Genomic DNA, 20,694 nt, shown 5'->3' on the forward strand with positions numbered 1-20,694 from the left:
CCCGCTGCCCCTTGTGTTGTTATCCGTTCCTCACAAAACGATAGCCGTAAAAAAGCCCCGCATCTCGTCAAGAGAGCGGGGCTTTTCGTATTTTTTGCGTTTAGATCTGTTCAGCCCACAGGTCGTACTCGTCGGCATCGGTCACTTTGCACCAGACCTTGTCGCCTGGCTTGAGGTTGCTGCCGTTGTCGATGAACACGTTGCCGTCGATTTCCGGGGCGTCGAAGAAGCAGCGGCCGACCGCGCCTTGCTCGTCGACTTCATCGACCAGCACTTCGATTTCACGGCCAATGCGCATTTGCAGGCGCGCCGAGCTGATGGCCTGCTGGTGCGCCATGAAGCGGTCCCAGCGGTCTTGCTTGACGTCGTCCGGTACAACTTCCAGGTCCAGGTCGTTAGCCGGAGCGCCTTCAACCGGCGAGTACTGGAAGCAACCAACGCGGTCGAGCTGGGCTTCGGTCAGCCAGTTCAGCAGGTATTGGAAGTCTTCTTCGGTTTCGCCAGGGAAGCCGACGATGAAGGTCGAACGGATGATCAGGTCCGGGCAGATCTCGCGCCAGTTCTTGATCCGCGCCAGGGTCTTGTCTTCGAACGCCGGGCGTTTCATGGACTTCAGCACTTTAGGGCTGGCGTGCTGGAACGGGATGTCCAGATACGGCAGGATCTTGCCGGCGGCCATCAGCGGGATCAGCTCGTCGACGTGCGGGTACGGGTAAACGTAGTGCAGACGAACCCAGACGCCGAGGGTGCTCAGGGCTTCGCAGAGTTCGGTCATGCGGGTTTTGACGGGGGCGCCGTTCCAGAAACCGGTGCGGTATTTCACGTCAACGCCGTAGGCGCTGGTGTCTTGCGAGATTACCAACAGCTCTTTGACGCCGGATTTGAACAGGCGCTGAGCCTCGTCGAGCACATCGCCCACCGGACGGCTGACCAGTTTGCCGCGCATCGACGGGATGATGCAGAAGCTGCAGCTGTGGTTGCAGCCTTCGGAAATCTTCAGATAGGCGTAGTGACGCGGGGTCAGTTTGATCCCTTGCGGCGGCACCAGGTCGATCAGCGGATTGTGGTCCTTACGCGGCGGCACGACTTCATGCACGGCGTTGACCACTTGCTCGTACTGCTGCGGACCGGTGACGGCCAGCACGCTTGGGTGCACCTTGCGAATGTTGCCTTCTTCGACGCCCATGCAGCCGGTCACGATGACCTTGCCGTTTTCCTTGATGGCTTCGCCGATCACTTCCAGGGATTCCGCCTTGGCCGAATCGATGAATCCACAGGTGTTGACCACCACGACATCGGCGTCCTGATAAGTGGACACGACGTCATAGCCTTCCATACGCAACTGGGTAAGGATGCGCTCGGAGTCGACCAGTGCTTTCGGGCAACCCAGGGATACGAAGCCAACCTTTGGATTGGCCGGCGCAGGAGTGGTGGACATGTCTAACCTCGGTATTTGTGACGCCTCCAGCCGAGTCGGCAAGGCGACAAACGGGCGCTTTTCTGCGCCTCTGATCAAAAAGTGCGCAATTCTAGCGATGAGTCGTTCAGTTGACCAGCTTTATGCAGGGAAATACGACGAGTGCTGCGCTATGCTTCGCGCCGTTAGGCTTTACCGAATTTTTACAGTCAATAAAACGTCTGTATCAGTAAGTAAAACAGCGCATGCTGGAATGACAAAGCATAGTGCTTCTTCAAAGAAGCCCGGATCTGGGTAGTAGGAGTGGTGGATGGGTCATGCAAGTAGTCAGGCTGCGGGCGCCGAGCATTCGACAGCGAAGCCGATCGGCATGCTGGTCGCGGCGGTCGGGGTAGTTTATGGCGATATCGGCACGAGCCCGTTGTACACCCTCAAGGAAGTGTTCTCCGGTGGTTATGGCGTGCCGGTCAACCATGACGGCGTGTTGGGGATTCTGGCGCTGATCTTCTGGTCGCTGATCTGGGTCGTGTCGATCAAGTACATGATGTTCGTCTTGCGCGCCGACAACCAGGGCGAAGGCGGGATCATGGCCTTGACTGCGCTGGCCCGGCGGGCGGCAGCAGGGCGTGCCAAATTGCGCACATTGCTGGTGGTCTGTGGGCTGATCGGGGCGGCGCTGTTCTATGGCGACAGCATGATCACCCCGGCGATTTCCGTGCTTTCGGCGATCGAAGGCCTGGGGTTGGCATTCGATGGCATCGACCATTGGGTGGTGCCACTGTCACTGGTGGTGCTGGTAGCGCTGTTCCTGATTCAGAGCCACGGCACCGCGCGGATAGGCATTCTGTTCGGACCGATCATGGTCACCTGGTTTTTGGTGCTGGGCGCATTGGGCGTTTATGGCATCGTTCAACATCCGGAAGTGTTGAAGGCGATGAACCCGGTATGGGGCGTGCGCTTCTTCGTCGTGCATCCGGGCATGGGGGTGGCGATCCTCGGCGCAGTGGTGCTGGCGTTGACCGGTGCTGAGGCGCTGTACGCCGACATGGGGCACTTTGGCCGCAAGCCGATTGCCCGTGCCTGGTTCATCCTCGTTTTGCCAGCGCTGGTGCTGAACTACTTCGGCCAGGGCGCGTTGCTGCTCGGTGATCCTGAAGCCGCGCGCAACCCGTTCTACCTGCTGGCTCCGAATTGGGCGTTGATTCCGCTGGTCGGCTTGTCGACCCTGGCCACGGTGATTGCTTCCCAGGCAGTGATTTCCGGTGCCTTCTCCCTGACTCGTCAGGCAATTCAGCTCGGTTACATCCCGCGCATGCACATTCGGCACACTTCCAGCGCCGAGCAGGGCCAGATTTACATTGGTGCGGTGAACTGGGCATTGATGGTTGGCGTGATCCTGTTGGTGATCGGCTTCGAATCCTCCAATGCCTTGGCCTCGGCCTACGGCGTGGCGGTGACAGGCACAATGCTGATGACCACGATTCTGGTGTCGGCAGTGATGCTGCTGTTGTGGAAGTGGCCACCGCTGCTGGCGGTGCCGGTCTTGCTCGGTTTCCTGTTGGTAGATGGTCTGTACTTCGCCGCCAACGTACCGAAAATTGTGCAGGGCGGGGCATTCCCGGTGATTGCCGGTCTTGCGCTGTTTGTGCTGATGACCACCTGGAAGCGCGGCAAGCAATTGCTGGTCGATCGAATCGACGAGGGCGGGCTGCCGCTGCCGATTTTCATCAGCAGCATCGCCGTGCAACCACCGCATCGCGTCCAGGGTACCGCGGTGTTCCTGACCGCGCGACCGGACGCGGTGCCTCATGCGCTGTTGCACAACCTGCTGCATAACCAGGTGCTGCACGAGCAAGTGGTATTGCTGACGGTGGTGTACGAAGACATCCCGCGGGTGCCGCCGAACCGGCGCTTCGAGGTGGATTCCTACGGCGAAGGGTTCTTCCGGGTGATCCTGCATTTCGGTTTCACCGACGAGCCGGACGTGCCGCAGGCGCTGAAACTCTGTCATCTCGATGAACTGGACTTCAGCCCGATGCGCACCACCTACTTCCTAAGCCGCGAGACGGTCATCGCCTCCAAGCTCGAAGGCATGTCCCGCTGGCGCGAGGCGCTGTTCGCCTTCATGTTGCAGAACGCTAATGGCAACCTGCGCTTCTTCAATCTGCCGCTGAACCGGGTGATTGAGTTGGGGACACAGGTAGAGATGTAAGCGCACCTGTAGGAGCTGCCGAAGGCTGCGATCTTTTGATTTTGATCTTCTGTAAGGTTTCAAGATCAAGATCAAAAGATCGCAGCCTTCGGCAGCTCCTACAAGGCAAGTTCAAACACAAAAAAGCCCCCGCAACCATCAGGCTGCGGGGGCTTTTTTGTGGCGCGGCTCAGATCATTCCTGAGCGGCCGCTTCCTTGGCTTGACGCTTCTCGATCACATCCACCAGCCGCTTGGCCAGGGCCGGGTAGTTTTCGTCGAAGTGGTGGCCGCCAGGCAGTTTGATGGCTTCGCCCACGGCGGTTTTGTCGGTGCAACCGCTCTCGTCGATTTCTTCCTCGCCGAAGATGCACACCACTTTCTCCGGTGGTAGCTTGGCCATTTCCGGGCCGGTGGCGGCTTCTTTGCCGGCGTTGCCCAGCCAGCCTTCGACTTCGATTTCGAAGCTGCCGGTGCGGGCGAAGGCCAGCAGGATGATCGCGTCAACGCGCTGTTGCTCGGACTCTGCCAGGCGGTTATAGATCGCTGGCAGAACGTCGGCGCCGAACGAGTAACCGGTCAGGATGAAGCGTTTGGTGCCCCATTTCTGCCGGTAATGCTGCATCAGTTCGGCGAGGTCCAGGGCGCTTTGCTCAGGGCTCTTGTGCTGCCAGTAGTAGCGCAGGGTGTCGATGCCAACTACCGGATAGCCGATCTTCGCCATCTCGCCCGCCACGTCGCGGTCAAGGTCGCGCCAGCCGCCATCACCGGACAGGAACAGGGTCACGGTGTCCTTGGCTTGACCGGCCGGCACTTCGACCACTGGAATCTGCAGGCCGCCAGCGGCTTTGTCGCCGCCGACAAGGATCTTGCGCAATTCGTTGTTCAGCACTTGCGGCAGGTTGATGTCGTAGTCGCTGATGCTGGTTTCGGCGTTGGTTTGGTCACGCACGAAGCCGGCACTGGTGTCGTCCGGGTTGTCGTTCCATGCCACCAGCCAGTGACCGTGGGCGGCGCTTTTCGGCAGCAGGTGAGTGCAGCCGGGTTTTTCCAGGGCCAAGTCCACCGAGACGGCTTGGGCCTTGTCGTTTTTCTGCTCGGACAACCAGCGCCAGGCCAGTACTGCGCCAGGGCCGATACCGCTGACCAGCGTCGCCGGGCCTTTGAGTTCTCTCAGGCCCGATTGCAGTGCGCGGCTTTGCAGCAGGCAGTCCTTGGGCAAGATCACCTGAACAATTTGCGCAGAGGCGCTACGGCTCAGGGTCATCAATTGTTTGTCGCTGAGTTTCTGTTCTTCAGTGACCGCCACCAGCACCTGGGCGCGTGGGGTGTTGCCGGGGATGACCCGGGTCATTGCGGCGCCATCGGCCGGAGTCAGCTGTTCGAGGGTCGGTTCCGGTGCCGGGCGTTTCAGGTACCAGTAACCGCCGCCGAGGATCACAGCCAGCACAATCAGTGCGGCCAGGATGTACTTCAAGGAGCGTTGAATCATCAGCGTTTCACCAATCCAGTCAAGCCGCCCGCGATCAGGGCAGCAGTATCGGCCAAGGCAACCAGCGGATCGAGTCCGGCAGGCACGGCCATATAACGAGGTTCCCAGTCAGGCTGGAATTTGTCTTTGAAGCGGCGCAAGCCTTGGAAGTTGTAGAGCTGCTCACCACGGCGGAAAACCATCGAGCCCAAGCGCTGGGTCAGTGGTGCGCCGCGGCGGGGTTGTAACCCCGACAACGGCACCATACCCAGGCTGAAACGCGCGTATCCATGATTTTTATAATGTTGAATCAGGCCGACCATCATGAACTCCATGGTCAGCTTGGGGGCGTCCGGGTGCGCGCGCATCAGGTCGAGGCTGGCCAGGTCGTGGCCGTACGTCTCGAGCAGGTTGGCGAACGCCACCGGGCGTCCTTCGAAACGGATCACCGCAATGCGGAAGTGCTTGAGGTAGTCATCACTGAAACGGCCGAGGGAGAAGCCTTTCTCGCGCACGTTCTTGCCGGTCAGCCAGGCATCGGAAATCACCTTGAGCTCATCCATCGGCGCCTGGCCTGGTTCATGGATTTCCAGCGACAGACCATCGCGGGTGCCACGGTTCCAGGTGTAGCGCAGGTCTTTCATCTCTTTGCCCTTGGCTTCGAGATCAAAACGCTGCAGATCGACCCGGGCTTCTTCGCCGAGCTTGATCGCGGTCAGGCCGATGTCCATGTAGTACGGCAGGTTCTCCGCACGCACTTGATAGAACACCGGGCGGGCGTGGTGAATGTCGCACAGGTCGCGGAACTGCCAGATCATTTCCGCCCGTTGCTGGCCCGGCCCGATCGGGTCATATAGCGCCACCAGGCTGCGACCACGGCGGGCGTACATCAGGAACGCCTCATCGTTGGGGTGAAACAGCAGCGCCTTGTCACCGGTCAGGGCGAGGCCGCCATCCGGTTGAGCCGAAGCCATCAGGATCTTGCTCGCGCGCTCCAGTTCATCGGGTGTCGGCAGGTGAATCACCGGTCGGGCGGTGCGCAGCAACCAGGTCAGGGACACCACCACCAGCAGCACGGCGGCGCCGAGCAAAGAGCGCAAGCCACGGGGAGCATCGGCGTCGAGGGTGAACTGCCACCAGAGTTGATGGCTGTAGGGGACGTCCTGATAGGCGAACAGCAGCAGCCACATCGAGGCGCCGAGCACGCACAGGCTGGCCACCAGATACAGCGGCGAGAACGGTAGCTCGGTCAGGCGGCTGGGGCGATAGAACGAGCGGCGGAAAACCCCCAGCAGGCTCGCGGTGAGGGTCATCAGGCAGGCTTCTTCCCAATCGAAACCCTTGAGCAGCGAGAGCAGGGCACCGACCAGCAACAGAATGGTGGTCAACATCCACGCGGCAGAGAGGCGTCGACGCAGGCCCTGGGCCAGCAGCAGACACAGCACGCCGATCAGGCTGGCGCCAAAGTGCGAGGCGTCGACCAGTCGGTGAGGAATCAGAAAGCCGATGTGTTCCAGGCGGGTGTCGATTTCCGGTGTTGCCCCGGAAAACAGCAGTACTACCCCGGACAGGAACACCAGGACTGACAATATCGGTGCAGCCAGGCCGGATGCTGCGCGCAAGGACTGGCGAGTCTGGAACACACGCTGACCTTCGTTGATCAGCAGCAACAGGCAGGCCACCAGCATCGGGGTCACGACGTAGATCAAGCGATAGAGCAGCAGCGCGGCAGCCAGTGGCGCGGCGCCAAGCGTGTCGGAGAACGCGGCGAGCAAAATCGCTTCGAAAACGCCGACACCGCCCGGCACGTGGCTGAGAACACCGGCAGCCAGGGCTAGCAGGTAGACCAGCAAGAACGCGCCAAAGGGCGGTGCCTCTGGTAGCAACAGGTAGAGCACGGTGGCGGCGGCGGCCACGTCCAGGGCGGTAATCACCAATTGCAGGAAGGTCAGGCGGCGTCCCGGCAGACGCAAGGTCCGACGGCCAACCTTGACCAGAAGGTTGTCTATGTAGGGTTGCTCTGGCAGCCGGCGACGGTAGATACCGATGGCCAGTACCGAAAAAAGCAACAGCACGGCAGTGGCTATCGTTCCCAGCAGAGCTTCGGAGAGACCCAGTGCGGCAGACGCCGCAGGCAGGTTGCTGAGCGTCGCCAGCGCGGCGAGCGGGGGCAGGGCGGTGCCTAGCGAGAGACTGGCGAACAGCGTCATGTGGGCGACTTCAGAGGCCCCCAGTCCATGACGTGCATATAGTCGGTAGCGAACCGAGCCACCCGACAGCATCGAAAGACCAATGGCATTGCCGATGGCGAAAGCCGTGAAGCCTCCCAGTGCCAGGGTTCGCGGCGCCAGGCTCACGCCGGCATAGCGACTGGCCGACCACTCGTAACCCAGCAAAATGATGAAGCCCGCTACTGTCGCGCCGAAGGCGCCCAGCAGTGCCGGTTTGGGAACGTCGAGAATGGAATCGTGCAGAGCGTCCAGATCGAGTTCGCTCAACAAGTGACGACAGGCAATCAGCGCGATCGCGAACAACAGCAGCGTGACCGCCAGGCCGATGGGCTGACGATATTTGCTGACCATATCCAGCAAGCGCAAACGCTCCGCCTTGATCGGTTGTGTCGCTGTGACAGTGTCTTGTGGATCAGACGAGTTGGCGCGCATCAATCACCTCTTGGATTGTGCGCGACAGGATGGGGGTATCCAGCCAAGTTACCAATCCCTGTAGAAAAAAATAATCACAAATATTAACGCCTATCACCGGGTTACGGCGACGGCACGTCATCAGTCGTAGAGCATTCAGTGTGCGAATGAGCATAGCCTTAACTCGGCGCATGGGTGACCCCGGACGACTCGCTACACCATGACAGATCATTGTTGCGAAAGGACTTTTTCAGCAGATACAAAAAAGGCCACTCTTTCGAGTAGCCTTTTTTGATGTTTGGTTGCGGGAGCCGGATTTGAACCGACGACCTTCGGGTTATGAGCCCGACGAGCTACCAGACTGCTCCATCCCGCGTCTGTGTGGCGGCATTCTATAGAGAAACGCCGGAGTGTCAACCGTTAATCCTGAACCGGGTCAAATAAACGTAGAAGAGCGTCAAACGGTCGCCGGGATGGCTTAAGTTTCGGAATCAGAACGATTTCTGAATTCTGTATGACTATTTTGCTTTGTTTCATTTCGGCGCTGCTGTGTAAGAAACAGACGCGCACAAAAAAGGCCACTCTTTCGAGTAGCCTTTTTTGATGTTTGGTTGCGGGAGCCGGATTTGAACCGACGACCTTCGGGTTATGAGCCCGACGAGCTACCAGACTGCTCCATCCCGCGTCTGTGGATCGGCATTCTATAGAGAATCGCCGGGGTGTCAATCATCAACTTCAATAAAATCCGTTTCTGTTCAATTGGTTAGCTTGGCGAAGGGGGGGCTCGATGGGTCTGAGAGGTAGATGTGGCAAGGCTTTCAGCTCTATTGGATGGGGCTTTTCGATTAAGAAAATAAATTTACCAGCGGCTTTTCCTACAGTTGAAAAAGAACATTCAGAGTACTGGTGCTATATACAGGTGTGAATGAGATACTGCTTTTCCGACACCGTAAGACGCCTTTTCTCCACCATGAATTCCGCGTTGCCATGACCCAGCGAAAAATCATCCACGTCGATTGTGACTGCTTTTACGCCGCTATCGAGATGCGTGACGACCCGCGCCTCGCCGGCAAACCCTTGGCGGTGGGCGGCTCGGCGGATCGGCGAGGGGTAATCGCCACCTGCAATTACGAAGCGCGCGCCTATGGTGTGCGCTCGGCGATGTCGTCCGGGCACGCGTTGAAGTTGTGTCCGGACCTGACCATCGTCAAGCCGCGAATGGACGCCTATAGAGAAGCATCCAGGGAAATACATACGATCTTTCGCGATTACACCGACCTCATTGAGCCGCTTTCCCTGGATGAGGCCTATCTCGATGTGTCGGACAGCGCGCATTTCGGCGGCAGCGCCACGCGGATTGCCCAGGACATCCGCCGGCGCGTCTCCAATCAGTTGCATATCACCGTCTCCGCAGGCGTGGCACCCAACAAGTTTCTGGCCAAGATCGCCAGCGACTGGAAAAAACCCAACGGCTTGTTTGTCATCACGCCGGATCAGGTCGAGGACTTTGTCAGTGGCCTGCCAGTGAGCAAGCTGCATGGCGTCGGTAAAGTCACTGCCGACAAACTCGGCAAATTCGGGATCACTGACTGTCTGCATTTGCGCGACTGGGACAAATTGGCGCTGGTGCGTGAATTCGGCAGTTTTGGCGAGCGGCTTTGGAGTCTGGCCCGTGGGATTGATGATCGTCTGGTGCATAACGACAGCCGTCGTCAGTCGATCAGTGTGGAAAACACCTACGATGTCGACCTGCCTGATCTGCGCAGCTGCCTGGATAAACTGCCGGAACTACTGGAAACCCTCAAAACCCGGATGGAACGAATCGACAACAGCTATCGGCCAGGCAAGCCGTTCGTCAAAGTGAAGTTCCATGACTTTACCCAGACCACGTTGGAACAGGCTGGGGCAGGGCGGGATCTAGGCAGTTATCAGCTGATGCTGACGCAGGCGTTCAATCGCGGTGGTAAACCGGTACGGTTATTGGGCGTGGGGGTGAGGCTGGAGGATTTGCGGGGCGGGTTTGAGCAGATGGAATTGTTTGAGCGATAAGCTTCCAAAAGCAAAGATCGCAGCCTGCGGCAGCTCCTACAGGGTTCCTGTGTAGGAGTTGCCGCAGGCCGCGATCTTTTAGACGGGCTTAATTCGGTCCCGGATCTGCCACCAGTCGCCCGGCATCCTTGGTCAGAGACTTGAGGAATTCGGTCTGCAGCTCAGGATCGTTACGTGTCAGTTCGATCAGGCTCTGTTCCAGCTCGCTGGCTTCTTCTTCCAGGCCCAATTCCGACAGCCGTTTGACCCGGTGTACCCACTGGCTCACTTCGTCGTCTTCGAGGTCGTCGTAAATCAGGCCATGCGCTTCGAGCAGCTTGCCGCGCAAGGTGTTGCTGAGCGCCAGGGACGAGTCGGTATGCACGTCGTCCTGGGCATCTTCAACACTGATCTGCAGCTTGCCCAGATGATTGAGGTCGTGTTCGGCGAACGGGCTGTCCAACAGGTTCAGGCGCAGTACGCCGTTTTTGTCGGTGCTCAGCTCGAAGGTTTCCTTGCCGGCCTTGACCTCCACTGGACGCTCGCTCCACGGCAGGCTCGAGTATTCCGTGCGCTTGTCGCGCTGGACTTCGTCGATGCCGGCCAGGTTCTGTTGCGCACGCCCATGAGACTGCACGTTCATGAACGGGTTGAGCCCGGCGAAACCGTAGCTGAACCAGTCCTTGGTCATGCTATCGGGCAAATTACCGAGAGCGAACACGTTGGCCACGTTGGCACCCACGCCGGCCACCACGGCAACCGCGCCCAGCGGGATCTCGTAGATCTCCCGCCAGGGTTGGTAAGGCGTGTAGCGATCGTAATGGCGGGTGACTTCGAACTCGGTGACTTCGAAAGTCTTCTGTTCGTGAATCTTCACCCGGCGTTGCGGAAGCTCAAGCACCTTGGGCTCACCGACATCAATCTGCAGGCTGTGATCGAGCAGTTTGCGCTCGACGCGTTCCTCGTGCTCGCTGCGTTGTGACATGTGATTGGCACAGCCGCTGACCAGCAGGGTGCCGCACAGGGCGGCACCACAGAGGCCTAAGGTGTTTCGCTTGAACATGACGTCTCTATCTGGTTTCAGCGGCGGATACGGGCCTGAAGGAAAGACAGTACGTCAGCAACCGGCAGCGCTTGCGGCTCGGCCTCGGTACGGCTCTTGTATTCCAGGTTGCCATCGGCGAGGCCACGGTCACTGACCACGATCCGGTGAGGAATGCCGATCAGCTCCATGTCCGCGAACTTGATGCCCGGGCTGGTTTTCTTGTCGCGATCGTCCAGCAGTACTTCAAAGCCGGCAGCAGTCAGTTCTGCATACAGCTTGTCGGTGGCTTCGCGAACCAGTTCGGTTTCGTAGCGCAGCGGCACCAGAGCGATCTGGAATGGTGCCAGGGTGTCGCTCCAGATGATGCCTTTCTCGTCGTTGTTCTGCTCGATGGCAGCGGCAACCACGCGGGAAACGCCGATGCCGTAGCAGCCCATTTCCAGGGTGACCGGCTTGCCGTTCTCGCCCAGCACTTCGCACTTCATCGCTTTGCTGTACTTGTTGCCCAGCTGGAAGATGTGCCCGACTTCGATGCCGCGCTTGATTTCCAGGGTGCCCTTGCCATCCGGACTTGGGTCGCCGCTGACGACGTTACGCAGGTCGGCAACGGTCGGAACTGGCAGGTCGCGCTCCCAGTTCACGCCGAAATAGTGCTTGTCGTCGATGTTGGCACCGATGCCGAAGTCGCTCATCAGCTCGACGGAGCGGTCGATGATGATTGGCAGTGGCAGGTTCAACGGACCGAGGGAGCCGGCACCGGCGCCAATGGCATCGCGCAGTTCGGCTTCGGACGCCATGACCAGCGGGCTGGCAACGCCAGGCTGGTTGGCGGCCTTGATTTCGTTCAGCTCGTGGTCGCCACGGATGATCAGGGCAATCAGCTTGCCTTCTTCTTCCGCGTGCACGACCAGGGTCTTGATGGTCTTCTCAATCGGCAGGTTAAAGCCTTCGACCAGTTGCGCGATGGTCTTCGCGTTCGGCGTGTCGACCAGGCGCAACTCTTCGGCCGGGGCCGGGCGCAAGGTTTCGCGTGGAACGGCTTCGGCTTTCTCGATATTCGCTGCGTAGTCGGAACCGTTGCTGAAGACGATATCGTCTTCGCCGGACTCGGCCAGTACGTGGAATTCGTGGGAGCCGGCACCGCCGATCGAGCCGTTGTCGGCTTCAACCGGGCGGAATTTCAGGCCCAGGCGGGTGAACACGTTGCAGTACGCCGTGTGCATGCGGTCGTAAGTGGCCTGCAGCGATGGCTGGTCCGCGTGGAACGAGTAGGCGTCCTTCATGATGAACTCGCGGCCGCGCATCAAACCGAAGCGTGGGCGGATTTCATCGCGGAATTTGGTCTGGATCTGGTAGAGGTTGATCGGCAGCTGTTTGTAGCTGCTCAACTCGTTGCGCATCAGGTCAGTGATGACTTCTTCGTGGGTCGGGCCGGCGCAGAAGTCGCGGCCATGGCGATCCTTGAAGCGCAGCAGTTCCGGACCGTACTCTTCCCAGCGCCCGGATTCCTGCCACAGCTCAGCCGGTTGCGTGCTCGGCATCAACACTTCGAGCGAGCCGGCGGCGTTCATTTCTTCACGAACGACGGCTTCGACCTTGCGCATTACCCGCAGGCCCATCGGCAGCCAGGTGTACAGGCCCGAGGCGAGTTTGCGGATCATACCGGCGCGCAGCATCAGCTGATGGCTGATCACGACCGCGTCGGAAGGCGTTTCTTTCTGTGTGGCGAGCAAAAATTGACTGGTGCGCATGGTTGGCCGTTATCGAATGCTGATGACGAGAAATGACGGAGCATTGTACGGGCGAGATCCGCTGGCGTACAGGCGTGCGGTCGGTGGCGTGGCAGGAGGGCAGGATTCACTCGGCCCTCTGCAAAAATTCCTACAGATGTTCCCTACGACTCTTCTGCTACCTGTGTTGGAACGGGTTCCGGCTTTGGTGTCGGACCTGCGCGGCGGCTCTCCTGGAACCAGTGCAGGGCGATCAATAGCAATGTCGGAACACCCAGCAAGGCGGTGATCAGGAAGAAGTTGTGGTAACCGAATTTCTCCACCATGACCCCGGAGTAACCACCGATCAGGCGTGGCAGCAGGAGCATGATCGAGCTGAGCAGGGCGTATTGGGTGGCGGAGAATTTGAGGTTGGTCAGGCTCGACAGGTAGGCGACGAATGCCGAGGTGGCCAGGCCTGAGCTGAAGTTGTCCAGGGAGATGGTCACGATCAGCATGTTCAGGTTCGGCCCCATGTCGGCGAGCATCAGGAACAGCAGGTTGGTGGCCGCCGATGCTACGCCGCCGATGAACAGGATCGGCAGGATGCCGAAGCGTACGATCAGCAAGCCGCCCATGCCGGCGCCGACCAGCGTCATGATCAGGCCGAAGATTTTGCTGACGCTGGCGATCTGATCCTTGGTAAAGCCCTGGTCGATGTAGAAGACGTTGGCCATCACCCCCATGACCGTATCGGACATCCGATAGGTCGCAATCAGCCCGAGCAACAGCAGAGCTTGCCAGCGGTAACGCAAAATGAAGTCGTTGACCGGTGTCAGCACCGGTGCCAGGCCACGGCGCCCCATGGTCGACAGGCACAGGGCGGTGAGCGTGGTGTAAAGAATTGCTCGCAGGAATGCGCGGTCTTCGAGCAGCAGGTCAAGCAGACTCACGCCGTTGAACAGCACGCTGGCAAAGTCGGTGTTATAGAGCTGGGTGAACATGGCTGGCACGGACACCAGCAACACGATCAGGACGAACACCGAAGCCAGCTGATGCGCGAAACTGTATCGCCCGGCCTGCAGTTGCGTGCGCAGCGGCACCGGCGGCTCGCGCATGAATAGAGAGGTCAATAGCGCCGGTATCATCATTGCACCGAACAGCACGTAAGTGCCGGCCCAGGCTGAATGCTGGTAGTTGAAACCGGTGGAGCCAAAGCCCTCGGCGAAGAACAGTGCGCCGGCCGTGGCCAGCAATGCTGCAATCCGATAGCCGGACATGTAGCTGGCAGCCAATGCGGCTTGACGACTGTCTTCGGCGATTTCCAGGCGATAAGCGTCAACTGCAATATCTTGCGTTGCCGAGGCGAAGGCGACGATAACGGCGATGGCGATCAGCCAGGACAAGTGCTTTTGCGGGTCGCAGAAACCCATCCCGATCAGGCCGAGGATGACCAGTGCTTGCGACAATACAAGCCAGGAGCGTCGTCGACCGAGCTTGCCCAGTAACGGCAGGCGCCATTGGTCAAGTAGTGGTGACCAGACCCATTTAAAGGCGTAGGCCAGGCCGATGAGGCTTGCATAGCCAATGGTTTCGCGGGCCACGCCAGCTTCACGGAGCCAGACCGAGAGGGTCGAGAACACCAACATGTAGGGCAGGCCGGCGGCGAAACCAAGCAGCAACAGTACAAGCGTCGAGGGGCTGGCATAAGCGGCGAGCGCGGCGCGCCAGGTTTTACGGGGCATGGGCTGGAGTCTGCCTCAACAAATACGGAAACAAAGCGCGCACTCTAACCGCTGTGCTCTACCGGACGCCAGCCATGGCGCTGAATATCAACACGATTATTCAGGATACTGATGCCCTCCATGCGTAATCGTGCGCGTTGCTCGTCCCCGGATGGGCTGCCGACAGGCAGGCTGATGCGACCGCCGGCACCCAGTACTCGATGCCAGGGCAATTTGCTGTCGCCGGGCAATTGACTCAGTGTTCGTCCAACCCAGCGAGCGGCACGACCCAGCCCGGCGAATTCAGCTAATTGGCCGTAACTCACCACTTTACCTTCGGGCACTTGCGCGAGTGTCAGGTAGAGCGCCGTGCGTCGGATTTGTGCAGCACTGTCGGGTTCGGCGGTTGGCTCGATCACGTCTGGAGTTCCTGAAAAAGTTCGCGGTACCGTTTGTAGGGTAAATCCTGGATCGCGTATTGAGAAATGAACTCAATAGAAATAGTCAGGTCAGTCCTTGCTAGGGCCTTATTCCTACGGATGATGCCGACTTTTTTCGCATACCTGAGCCTGTATTTGCTTATGTTGTCCAGAACCCTGTTGTGCCTCGCCGTCGTCAGTGCTTCCACTCCCTTGCTCGCTGATACTGTTTGGTTGAAGAACGGCGACAAGTTGAGTGGCAAGATCATCCTGTTCGATGGTGGCAAGCTGTTGATCCAGACCGAATACGCCGGTGCGGTTCCGATCGACTGGAAGCAAGTCAAGACTCTGGACAGTGATCAGGAGTTGTTGGTCAAGCAAGATGCCTACACCGGTGAAAAAGCCAAGTCGCTGAAAGCAGCTGACGACGGCAAGGTCACCCTGGCCAATGGTGAGGCACCCAAGACTGTGGAGCTGGCGAGCGTTCAGCAAATCCTCAAACCCAAGCCGGTGATCGAAGATCTGGTGTGGAAGGGCAACATCGACGCGGCGCTGGATTATCAGCGCGCCGACAAAGATACGGATGACTACGACATCGATTTCAAGACCACGGCGCGTCATGGTCGCTGGCGGCACATCGCTGAAGGGGAGTACAACCGTGAATTCCAGGATGACGTGGTCACAACTGATAACTGGCGCGCCGAGTACTCCCTTGACCGTTTCCTGACTGATAAATGGTTCTGGCAAGGTCGCTTGGTCTACAAGCGCGACAAGGTTGAAGACCTGTCCCGACAGCGCACGGTCGGTACCGGTCCCGGTTATCAGTTCTGGGACGACGAGCTCGGAGCGTTCTCGCTCGGCTCACTGGTCAACCGGACGGACTACGAGTTTACCGATGGAAGTAAGCAGAACTTCTATTCCCTGGCGATGAAGTGGGACTACAACCGTTACCTGATCGGCAAGAAGGTAGAGTTCTTCACCAATGGCGAGGTGAGCAAGCCATTGTCGGGCGTGGCCGACTACGCGCTGGATGCCGAGATGGGCCTGCGCTACAAGGTGACAGACTGGGCTTCGCTGAATCTGAAGGCCGAGCGGGATATCGTCAGCGGTTCTGATGAGGCTGACTTGAGCAAGACTCGTTATACGGCAGGATTTGGCGTGACCTGGTAAAACGACGCAAGATCAAAAGATCGCAGCCTTCGGCGGCTCCTACATTTATCCGTGTGGAGCTGCCGAAGGCTGCGATCTTTTTTGCCTGGTAAAAACATACAGCCACAAAAAAGCCCCGCTTTTGAGGGCGGGGCTTTTTACTAAAGCAAGTACAAGTTAGATAACTTGAACTTCTTCAGCTTGCATGCCTTTCTGACCGCGGGTAGCGATGAAAGAAACCTGTTGGCCTTCTTTCAGGCTTTTGAAGCCGTCGGATTGGATAGCTTTGAAGTGAACGAACAGGTCGTCACCGGATTGTGGAGTGATGAAGCCGAAGCCTTTTTCATCGTTGAACCACTTAACGGTACCGGTTTGGCGATTAGACATGGTGTAACTCCTTGAACAAAGATAACTGCGACTCAGGAAGAACCCTGGCCGAGACTGAGTGCAAAGAGCAGGAAAAATTCTTGTAGATGGTTGGATCGAAATTCAACATATCGTGTAGAGATTCTCAGTGACACAAGCAGCACAGTGACGCCACCTTAACCCTTTTTCCGGAACGTGCCAATGCTTCTTGCGAAGGTTTCTCTGTTTTCGTGATCGACGGTGCACCGTATTGTTTCGACGGCCCGTAAATTTCGGGCGATCGTCGAGAATTGTGACCCGGTCTTTGAACCCGGCGGCGCGCCCCGGTAAGATGCCGGACAGAATTTTCCACCTCGCTATTCAGGACACCCGCCATGAGCATCAAATCGGACAAGTGGATTCGCCGCATGGCGCAAGAGCACGGCATGATCGAACCTTTCGTCGAGCGCCAGGTGCGCGGCAGTCACGATAGCCGTGTGATCTCCTACGGCGTGTCGAGTTATGGCTACGATGTGCGTTGCACGAATCATTTCAAGGTGTTCACCAACATCAATTCGGCGATCGTCGACCCGAAAAATTTCGATGCCGGCAGCTTCGTCGACATCCACAGCGATGTGTGCATCATCCCGCCGAACTCCTTCGCCCTGGCCAGCACGGTCGAATACTTCCGCATTCCGCGCAACGTATTGACCATTTGCCTGGGTAAAAGCACTTACGCGCGCTGCGGCATCATCGTCAATGTCACGCCGCTTGAGCCTGAGTGGGAAGGTCATGTGACCCTGGAATTTTCCAATACCACCAATCTGCCGGCGAAAATCTACGCAAACGAAGGCGTGGCACAGATGCTGTTCCTTGAGTCTGACGAAGAATGTGAAGTGTCCTACAAGGACCGTGGCGGCAAGTACCAGGGCCAGCGTGGCGTGACCCTGCCGCGGACCTGAGTCAGCCGTCTGACGAACCGTGGGAATTCTTGAGCGAGCGTACACTCTATGGAGTGTACTGCTCCGATTCGCGCAAGGCGGATCGGGCCATCGCTCAGGAGTGCTATATGAAAATCGACCCGCGTATAAGTGCCGAACTGGCAAGGCTTGAGCCCAATCAGATTGGCGTTTTGGCCTGGTCGTTGCTGGCACACCCGCCAATCAGCATGGCCGGTGGCATCCCCGGCCAGCCTGATCCCGACACCCCCAACGAACAACCCACCGAGCCTGGCGAGCCCACGCTGCCGGATGAGCCGCCTCCTGCCCCGGTTGCCTGATTTCTGACATAGATAGATGAATGGCCAGTCAGCTGACTGGCCATATTTCGTCGTCGCCGATGACAAAAATCCTGCAACTTTCATCGTTTTCGACTGGATAGCCACCCGTAAACGCGCCAAACGCGGGTAGCAGGCTGACGTCGACTCCGAGTTTGAAACACGCCAGTCGCAAACTTTGCCGACCGCGACCACTCAACCGATAGACCGGATGTACATGGCCGGCCAACACGTGTCGGCCTGGATGCGGATCGGGTTCATGTTGCAAGGCAAACGGCCCCAGCAACAGGGGTTCGTTCACCACACGAATGTTCAAAGAGGCTGGCGGGTCGCCAGCGCGTTTGTCGTGGTTTCCGCGGATTAGCGTCATGGGCATATTGCAGTGCCGCGCTCGCCATTTAGCCAATGCCTGTACCGTTGCAAGTGCGTGAGACCCGGGGCCATGGAGAAAGTCGCCGAGGAATAGCAACTGCCGGCAGGGCAGGGCGGTGAGCAGGGCGTCCAGCGCGGCAATATTTTGCCCGGTAGTGCCTTGAGGCACCGGTTGGCCAAGGCTTCGATAAGCGGCAGCCTTGCCGAAATGCACATCGGCGATCAACAACGCTTGTTGTGCCGGCCAATAGATGCCTTTTTCCGGCAGTAGCCAGAGCTCTTCACCTGCCAGTCTTACTGGATAGGGCGTAGTCATCGGGCTTTTCCGGATTCGGCGGTTTTCTCCAGGTCGCTGACCATGCGTCGGATACGGTCTGCGAGTTTTTCCGAACTCATGCTTTCCCGGAAGCGTTCTACCAGCAGCGGAAAACCCAGTGGCGCGGGACGTTTGATCGGGTGCAGGTCAAGTCTGAGTCGATTGATCCGCTCCAGCGTCTGCTCCAGTCGATGAATATCCAGTTCTTCGCGTAGGACTTCTTCCCCTGCCTGCGCCAGCAGCAGGTTCTGGGCGTCGTACTGTTTGAATACTTCGAAAAACAATCCGCTTGAGGCCTGGACCTGGCGCGTACTTTTGGGTGCGCCCGGATACCCGGCGAATACCAGGCCGGCGATTCGCGCAATCTCTCGAAAACGCCGTAGTGCCAGCTCGCCGGCATTCAGGCTGGCGAGCACATCGGTTAGCAGATGCTCAGAATTAAACAGATCAGTATTGAATTGATCGTGCCAGTCCACGCGGGTGGCACTGAGTAATTCCAGGCCGTAATCATTGACGGCGATGGAAAATGTCACCGATTGCCGTTGGCTGACTCGCCATGCCAACAGGCTGGCCAACCCAAGATGGACCTGGCGTCCGGCGAAGGGATAGAGGAAAAGATGCCAGCCTTCACGGGATTTTAATGTCTCGGCCAGCAGGCTTTTTTCCGTTGGCAGTCCGGACCACTTTTGTTGCAACTCCAGCAGCGGGCGCAATGCTTGCATTTCCGGGCCGATGTACTCGCCTTGCGCCGCCGCGTTGAACCGCGCAACCACCGCGTTGGCCAACTCATTCGACAGGGGCATGCGCCCGCCATTCCAGCGTGGCACCGCTGCTTTTTTTACGTTGCTGCGCTTGACGTAGGCAGTCATGTTTTCCACGCGAACCAGTTCCAGCAAGCGGCCCGCGAACAGAAAGCCGTCGCCAGGCCTAAGGCGCGCGATGAAGCCTTCCTCAACACTGCCCAGTTGCTTGCCACCGCCACCCTTGCTCCAGAACTTCAACTGAATACTCGCATCGCTGACGATGGTGCCGATACTCATCCGATGTCGGCGGGCCAGTCGTGCATCCGGGACGCGCCACACGCCGAATTCATCGGGTTCGACACGGCGGTAATCCGGATAGGCTGTCAGGGAGAGGCCGCCGTGGCGTACGAAAGCAAGCGCCCAAATCCATTCGCTCACGCTAAGTTCACGATAAGCCCAGGCTGTGCGTACTTCTTCGTACAACTCATCGGGTCTAAAACCACCGCCGAGCGCCATGCTGACCAAGTGCTGCACCAACACATCCAGCGGTTTGTTGGGGGACACGCGCGGTTCGATGCGGCGTTGAGCTACCGCATCCCGTGCCGCGGCTGCCTCGATCAATTCGAGGCTGTGGGTCGGTACCAGGGTGACCCGCGACACTCGTCCCGGCGCGTGGCCCGAGCGGCCGGCGCGCTGCATCAGCCGCGCCACGCCTTTGGCCGAGCCGATTTGCAGTACCCGTTCCACCGGTAAAAAATCCACACCCAGGTCGAGGCTGGAAGTGCAGACCACTGCTTTGAGTTGGCCTTCTTTGAGTGCGCGTTCGACCCAGTCACGGGTATCACGGGACAACGAACTGTGATGCAACGCAATCCGTCCGGCCCAATCCGGTCGGGCCTCAAGCAACGCCTGATACCAGATTTCCGATTGGGCGCGAGTATTGGTGAACACCAGGCTGCTGGCACTGGACTCAAGCTCGGCGGCAACCTGCGGCAACATCTTCAGACCGATATGCCCGGCCCATGGAAATCGTTCGATCTGCGGTGGTATTAGCGTGTCGATTTGCAGCTGTTTGTCCAACTGTCCCTGAACGCTGATGCCGCCGCCTTGTGGGATCAAGACCTCCTCGGCGTGGGCCTGATTACCCAGCGTCGCGGAAACGCCCCAGACCATCAGCTCGGGCCGCCAGCGACGCAAGCGGGCGAGGGCCAGCTGTAATTGCACACCTCGCTTGTTGCCGAGCAGCTCGTGCCATTCATCGACCACCACCATGCGCAACGTGGATAACGCGGTGAGTGCATCGGCACGGGCGAGCATCAAAGTCAGGCTTTCCGGGGTGGTGATCAGAGTAGTCGGCAGACGCCGGCTCTGTCGTGCCCGTTCGCTGCTGCTGGTGTCGCCGGTGCGCAGGCCGACACTCCAGGGAATCTGCAAGTCGTGCAGTGGCGCTTCCAGTGCGCGTGCCGTGTCGGCGGCCAAGGCACGCATCGGGGTTATCCACAGCACGGTCAAGGGCTCGGCCACGGGTTTGCGTTTGCGTGGTATTTCAACGGTCGGTGAAGAGTGTGCGAAGCGATTGAGTGCGCCAAACCATACCGCGTAGGTTTTACCGGCACCGGTGCTGGCGTGCAGCAATCCTGAGTGTCCTTGTTTCACCGCCGCCCACACCTGCTTTTGAAAGGCGAACGGTTTCCAGCCGCGAGCGGTGAACCATTGTTTTGCGAAATCGCGGGAGATTCCCATGCCGGCGGTGCGCGCTCTGATCGTCTTCTTTCAGTGACCGCGTCGGTACAGCAAAGGTTTAACCAGGTTGGCGAGGACTTCTCATATTCGGAAATAACTGTGTTT

Annotated in this window: 15 protein-coding genes and 2 tRNA genes; 5 read left to right on the forward strand and 12 right to left on the reverse strand. The window is 58.7% G+C overall.

Annotated elements, in window-relative coordinates:
- Window positions 1-100 precede the first annotated feature (100 nt).
- Window positions 101-1,438, reverse strand: coding sequence for a 30S ribosomal protein S12 methylthiotransferase RimO (gene rimO, locus KUF73_RS06165; protein ID WP_218437162.1), 1,338 nt, complete (start codon window positions 1,436-1,438; stop codon window positions 101-103).
- Between the two features lie 289 nt (window positions 1,439-1,727).
- On the opposite strand from rimO, the gene KUF73_RS06170 reads away from it, so the two are divergent.
- Window positions 1,728-3,629, forward strand: coding sequence for a potassium transporter Kup (locus KUF73_RS06170; RefSeq protein WP_218437163.1), 1,902 nt, complete (start codon window positions 1,728-1,730; stop codon window positions 3,627-3,629).
- Window positions 3,630-3,803: 174 nt separating this feature from the next.
- Here KUF73_RS06170 and KUF73_RS06175 read toward each other — a convergent pair whose 3' ends face one another.
- The 4 genes from KUF73_RS06175 to KUF73_RS06190 form a co-directional block, all read right to left on the reverse strand.
- Entirely contained in the window at window positions 3,804-5,099 is a 1,296-nt protein-coding gene (locus tag KUF73_RS06175) for a virulence factor family protein (protein WP_218437164.1), read from the reverse strand.
- A complete protein-coding gene (mprF, locus tag KUF73_RS06180) occupies window positions 5,099-7,660 on the reverse strand; it encodes a bifunctional lysylphosphatidylglycerol flippase/synthetase MprF (protein ID WP_371135421.1) in 2,562 nt (853 codons plus the stop codon). Before mprF ends, KUF73_RS06175 begins: the two co-directional genes overlap by 1 nt.
- 359 nt (window positions 7,661-8,019) lie before the next feature.
- Window positions 8,020-8,096, reverse strand: a tRNA-Met gene (locus KUF73_RS06185).
- A 232-nt stretch (window positions 8,097-8,328) separates the two neighbouring features.
- A tRNA-Met gene (locus KUF73_RS06190) sits at window positions 8,329-8,405 on the reverse strand.
- A gap of 302 nt (window positions 8,406-8,707) precedes the next feature.
- On the opposite strand from KUF73_RS06190, the gene dinB reads away from it, so the two are divergent.
- Window positions 8,708-9,769 carry a DNA polymerase IV gene (dinB, locus tag KUF73_RS06195; protein WP_218437166.1) on the forward strand — a complete coding sequence of 354 codons (1,062 nt, stop codon included), beginning with the start codon at window positions 8,708-8,710 and terminating at the stop codon, window positions 9,767-9,769.
- Window positions 9,770-9,857: 88 nt separating this feature from the next.
- Here dinB and KUF73_RS06200 read toward each other — a convergent pair whose 3' ends face one another.
- From KUF73_RS06200 to KUF73_RS06215, 4 genes are all read right to left on the reverse strand, one after another.
- Window positions 9,858-10,811, reverse strand: a complete 954-nt coding sequence (locus KUF73_RS06200) for a hypothetical protein (protein ID WP_218437167.1) — start codon at window positions 10,809-10,811, stop codon at window positions 9,858-9,860.
- A 17-nt stretch (window positions 10,812-10,828) separates the two neighbouring features.
- Window positions 10,829-12,544, reverse strand: a complete 1,716-nt coding sequence (locus tag KUF73_RS06205) for a proline--tRNA ligase (protein WP_218437168.1) — start codon at window positions 12,542-12,544, stop codon at window positions 10,829-10,831.
- 143 nt (window positions 12,545-12,687) lie between these two features.
- Entirely contained in the window at window positions 12,688-14,247 is a 1,560-nt protein-coding gene (locus KUF73_RS06210) for an AmpG family muropeptide MFS transporter (protein WP_218437169.1), read from the reverse strand.
- A 44-nt stretch (window positions 14,248-14,291) separates the two neighbouring features.
- A complete protein-coding gene (locus KUF73_RS06215) occupies window positions 14,292-14,645 on the reverse strand; it encodes an MGMT family protein (protein WP_218437170.1) in 354 nt (117 codons plus the stop codon).
- Between the two features lie 162 nt (window positions 14,646-14,807).
- Between KUF73_RS06215 and KUF73_RS06220 the strand changes: the two genes are divergently transcribed.
- Window positions 14,808-15,815: a DUF481 domain-containing protein gene (locus KUF73_RS06220; protein ID WP_218437171.1), complete on the forward strand. Its 1,008-nt coding sequence runs from the start codon at window positions 14,808-14,810 to the stop codon at window positions 15,813-15,815.
- Window positions 15,816-15,971: 156 nt separating this feature from the next.
- On the opposite strand, the gene KUF73_RS06225 is transcribed toward KUF73_RS06220, so the two are convergent.
- Window positions 15,972-16,181 (reverse strand): cold-shock protein, encoded by a 210-nt coding sequence (locus KUF73_RS06225; protein ID WP_002554837.1) that lies wholly within the window; start codon window positions 16,179-16,181, stop codon window positions 15,972-15,974.
- A gap of 353 nt (window positions 16,182-16,534) precedes the next feature.
- Here KUF73_RS06225 and dcd point away from each other — a divergent pair, with 353 nt between their 5' ends.
- Window positions 16,535-17,101 (forward strand): dCTP deaminase, encoded by a 567-nt coding sequence (gene dcd / locus KUF73_RS06230; protein WP_218437172.1) that lies wholly within the window; start codon window positions 16,535-16,537, stop codon window positions 17,099-17,101.
- Between the two features lie 107 nt (window positions 17,102-17,208).
- Window positions 17,209-17,418, forward strand: a complete 210-nt coding sequence (locus KUF73_RS06235) for a hypothetical protein (protein ID WP_201195411.1) — start codon at window positions 17,209-17,211, stop codon at window positions 17,416-17,418.
- Window positions 17,419-17,446: 28 nt separating this feature from the next.
- Here the strand turns inward: KUF73_RS06235 and pdeM are convergent, their stop codons facing one another.
- Both pdeM and KUF73_RS06245 read right to left on the reverse strand, forming a co-directional pair.
- Complete coding sequence (pdeM, locus tag KUF73_RS06240; protein WP_218437173.1) at window positions 17,447-18,103, reverse strand: ligase-associated DNA damage response endonuclease PdeM; 657 nt, start codon at window positions 18,101-18,103, stop codon at window positions 17,447-17,449.
- Complete coding sequence (locus KUF73_RS06245; RefSeq protein WP_218437174.1) at window positions 18,100-20,589, reverse strand: ligase-associated DNA damage response DEXH box helicase; 2,490 nt, start codon at window positions 20,587-20,589, stop codon at window positions 18,100-18,102. Before KUF73_RS06245 ends, pdeM begins: the two co-directional genes overlap by 4 nt.
- Between the last annotated feature and the right edge of the window lie 105 nt (window positions 20,590-20,694).

The sequence above is a fragment of the Pseudomonas sp. PD9R genome (assembly GCF_019200975.1).
GTDB lineage: Bacteria > Pseudomonadota > Gammaproteobacteria > Pseudomonadales > Pseudomonadaceae > Aquipseudomonas.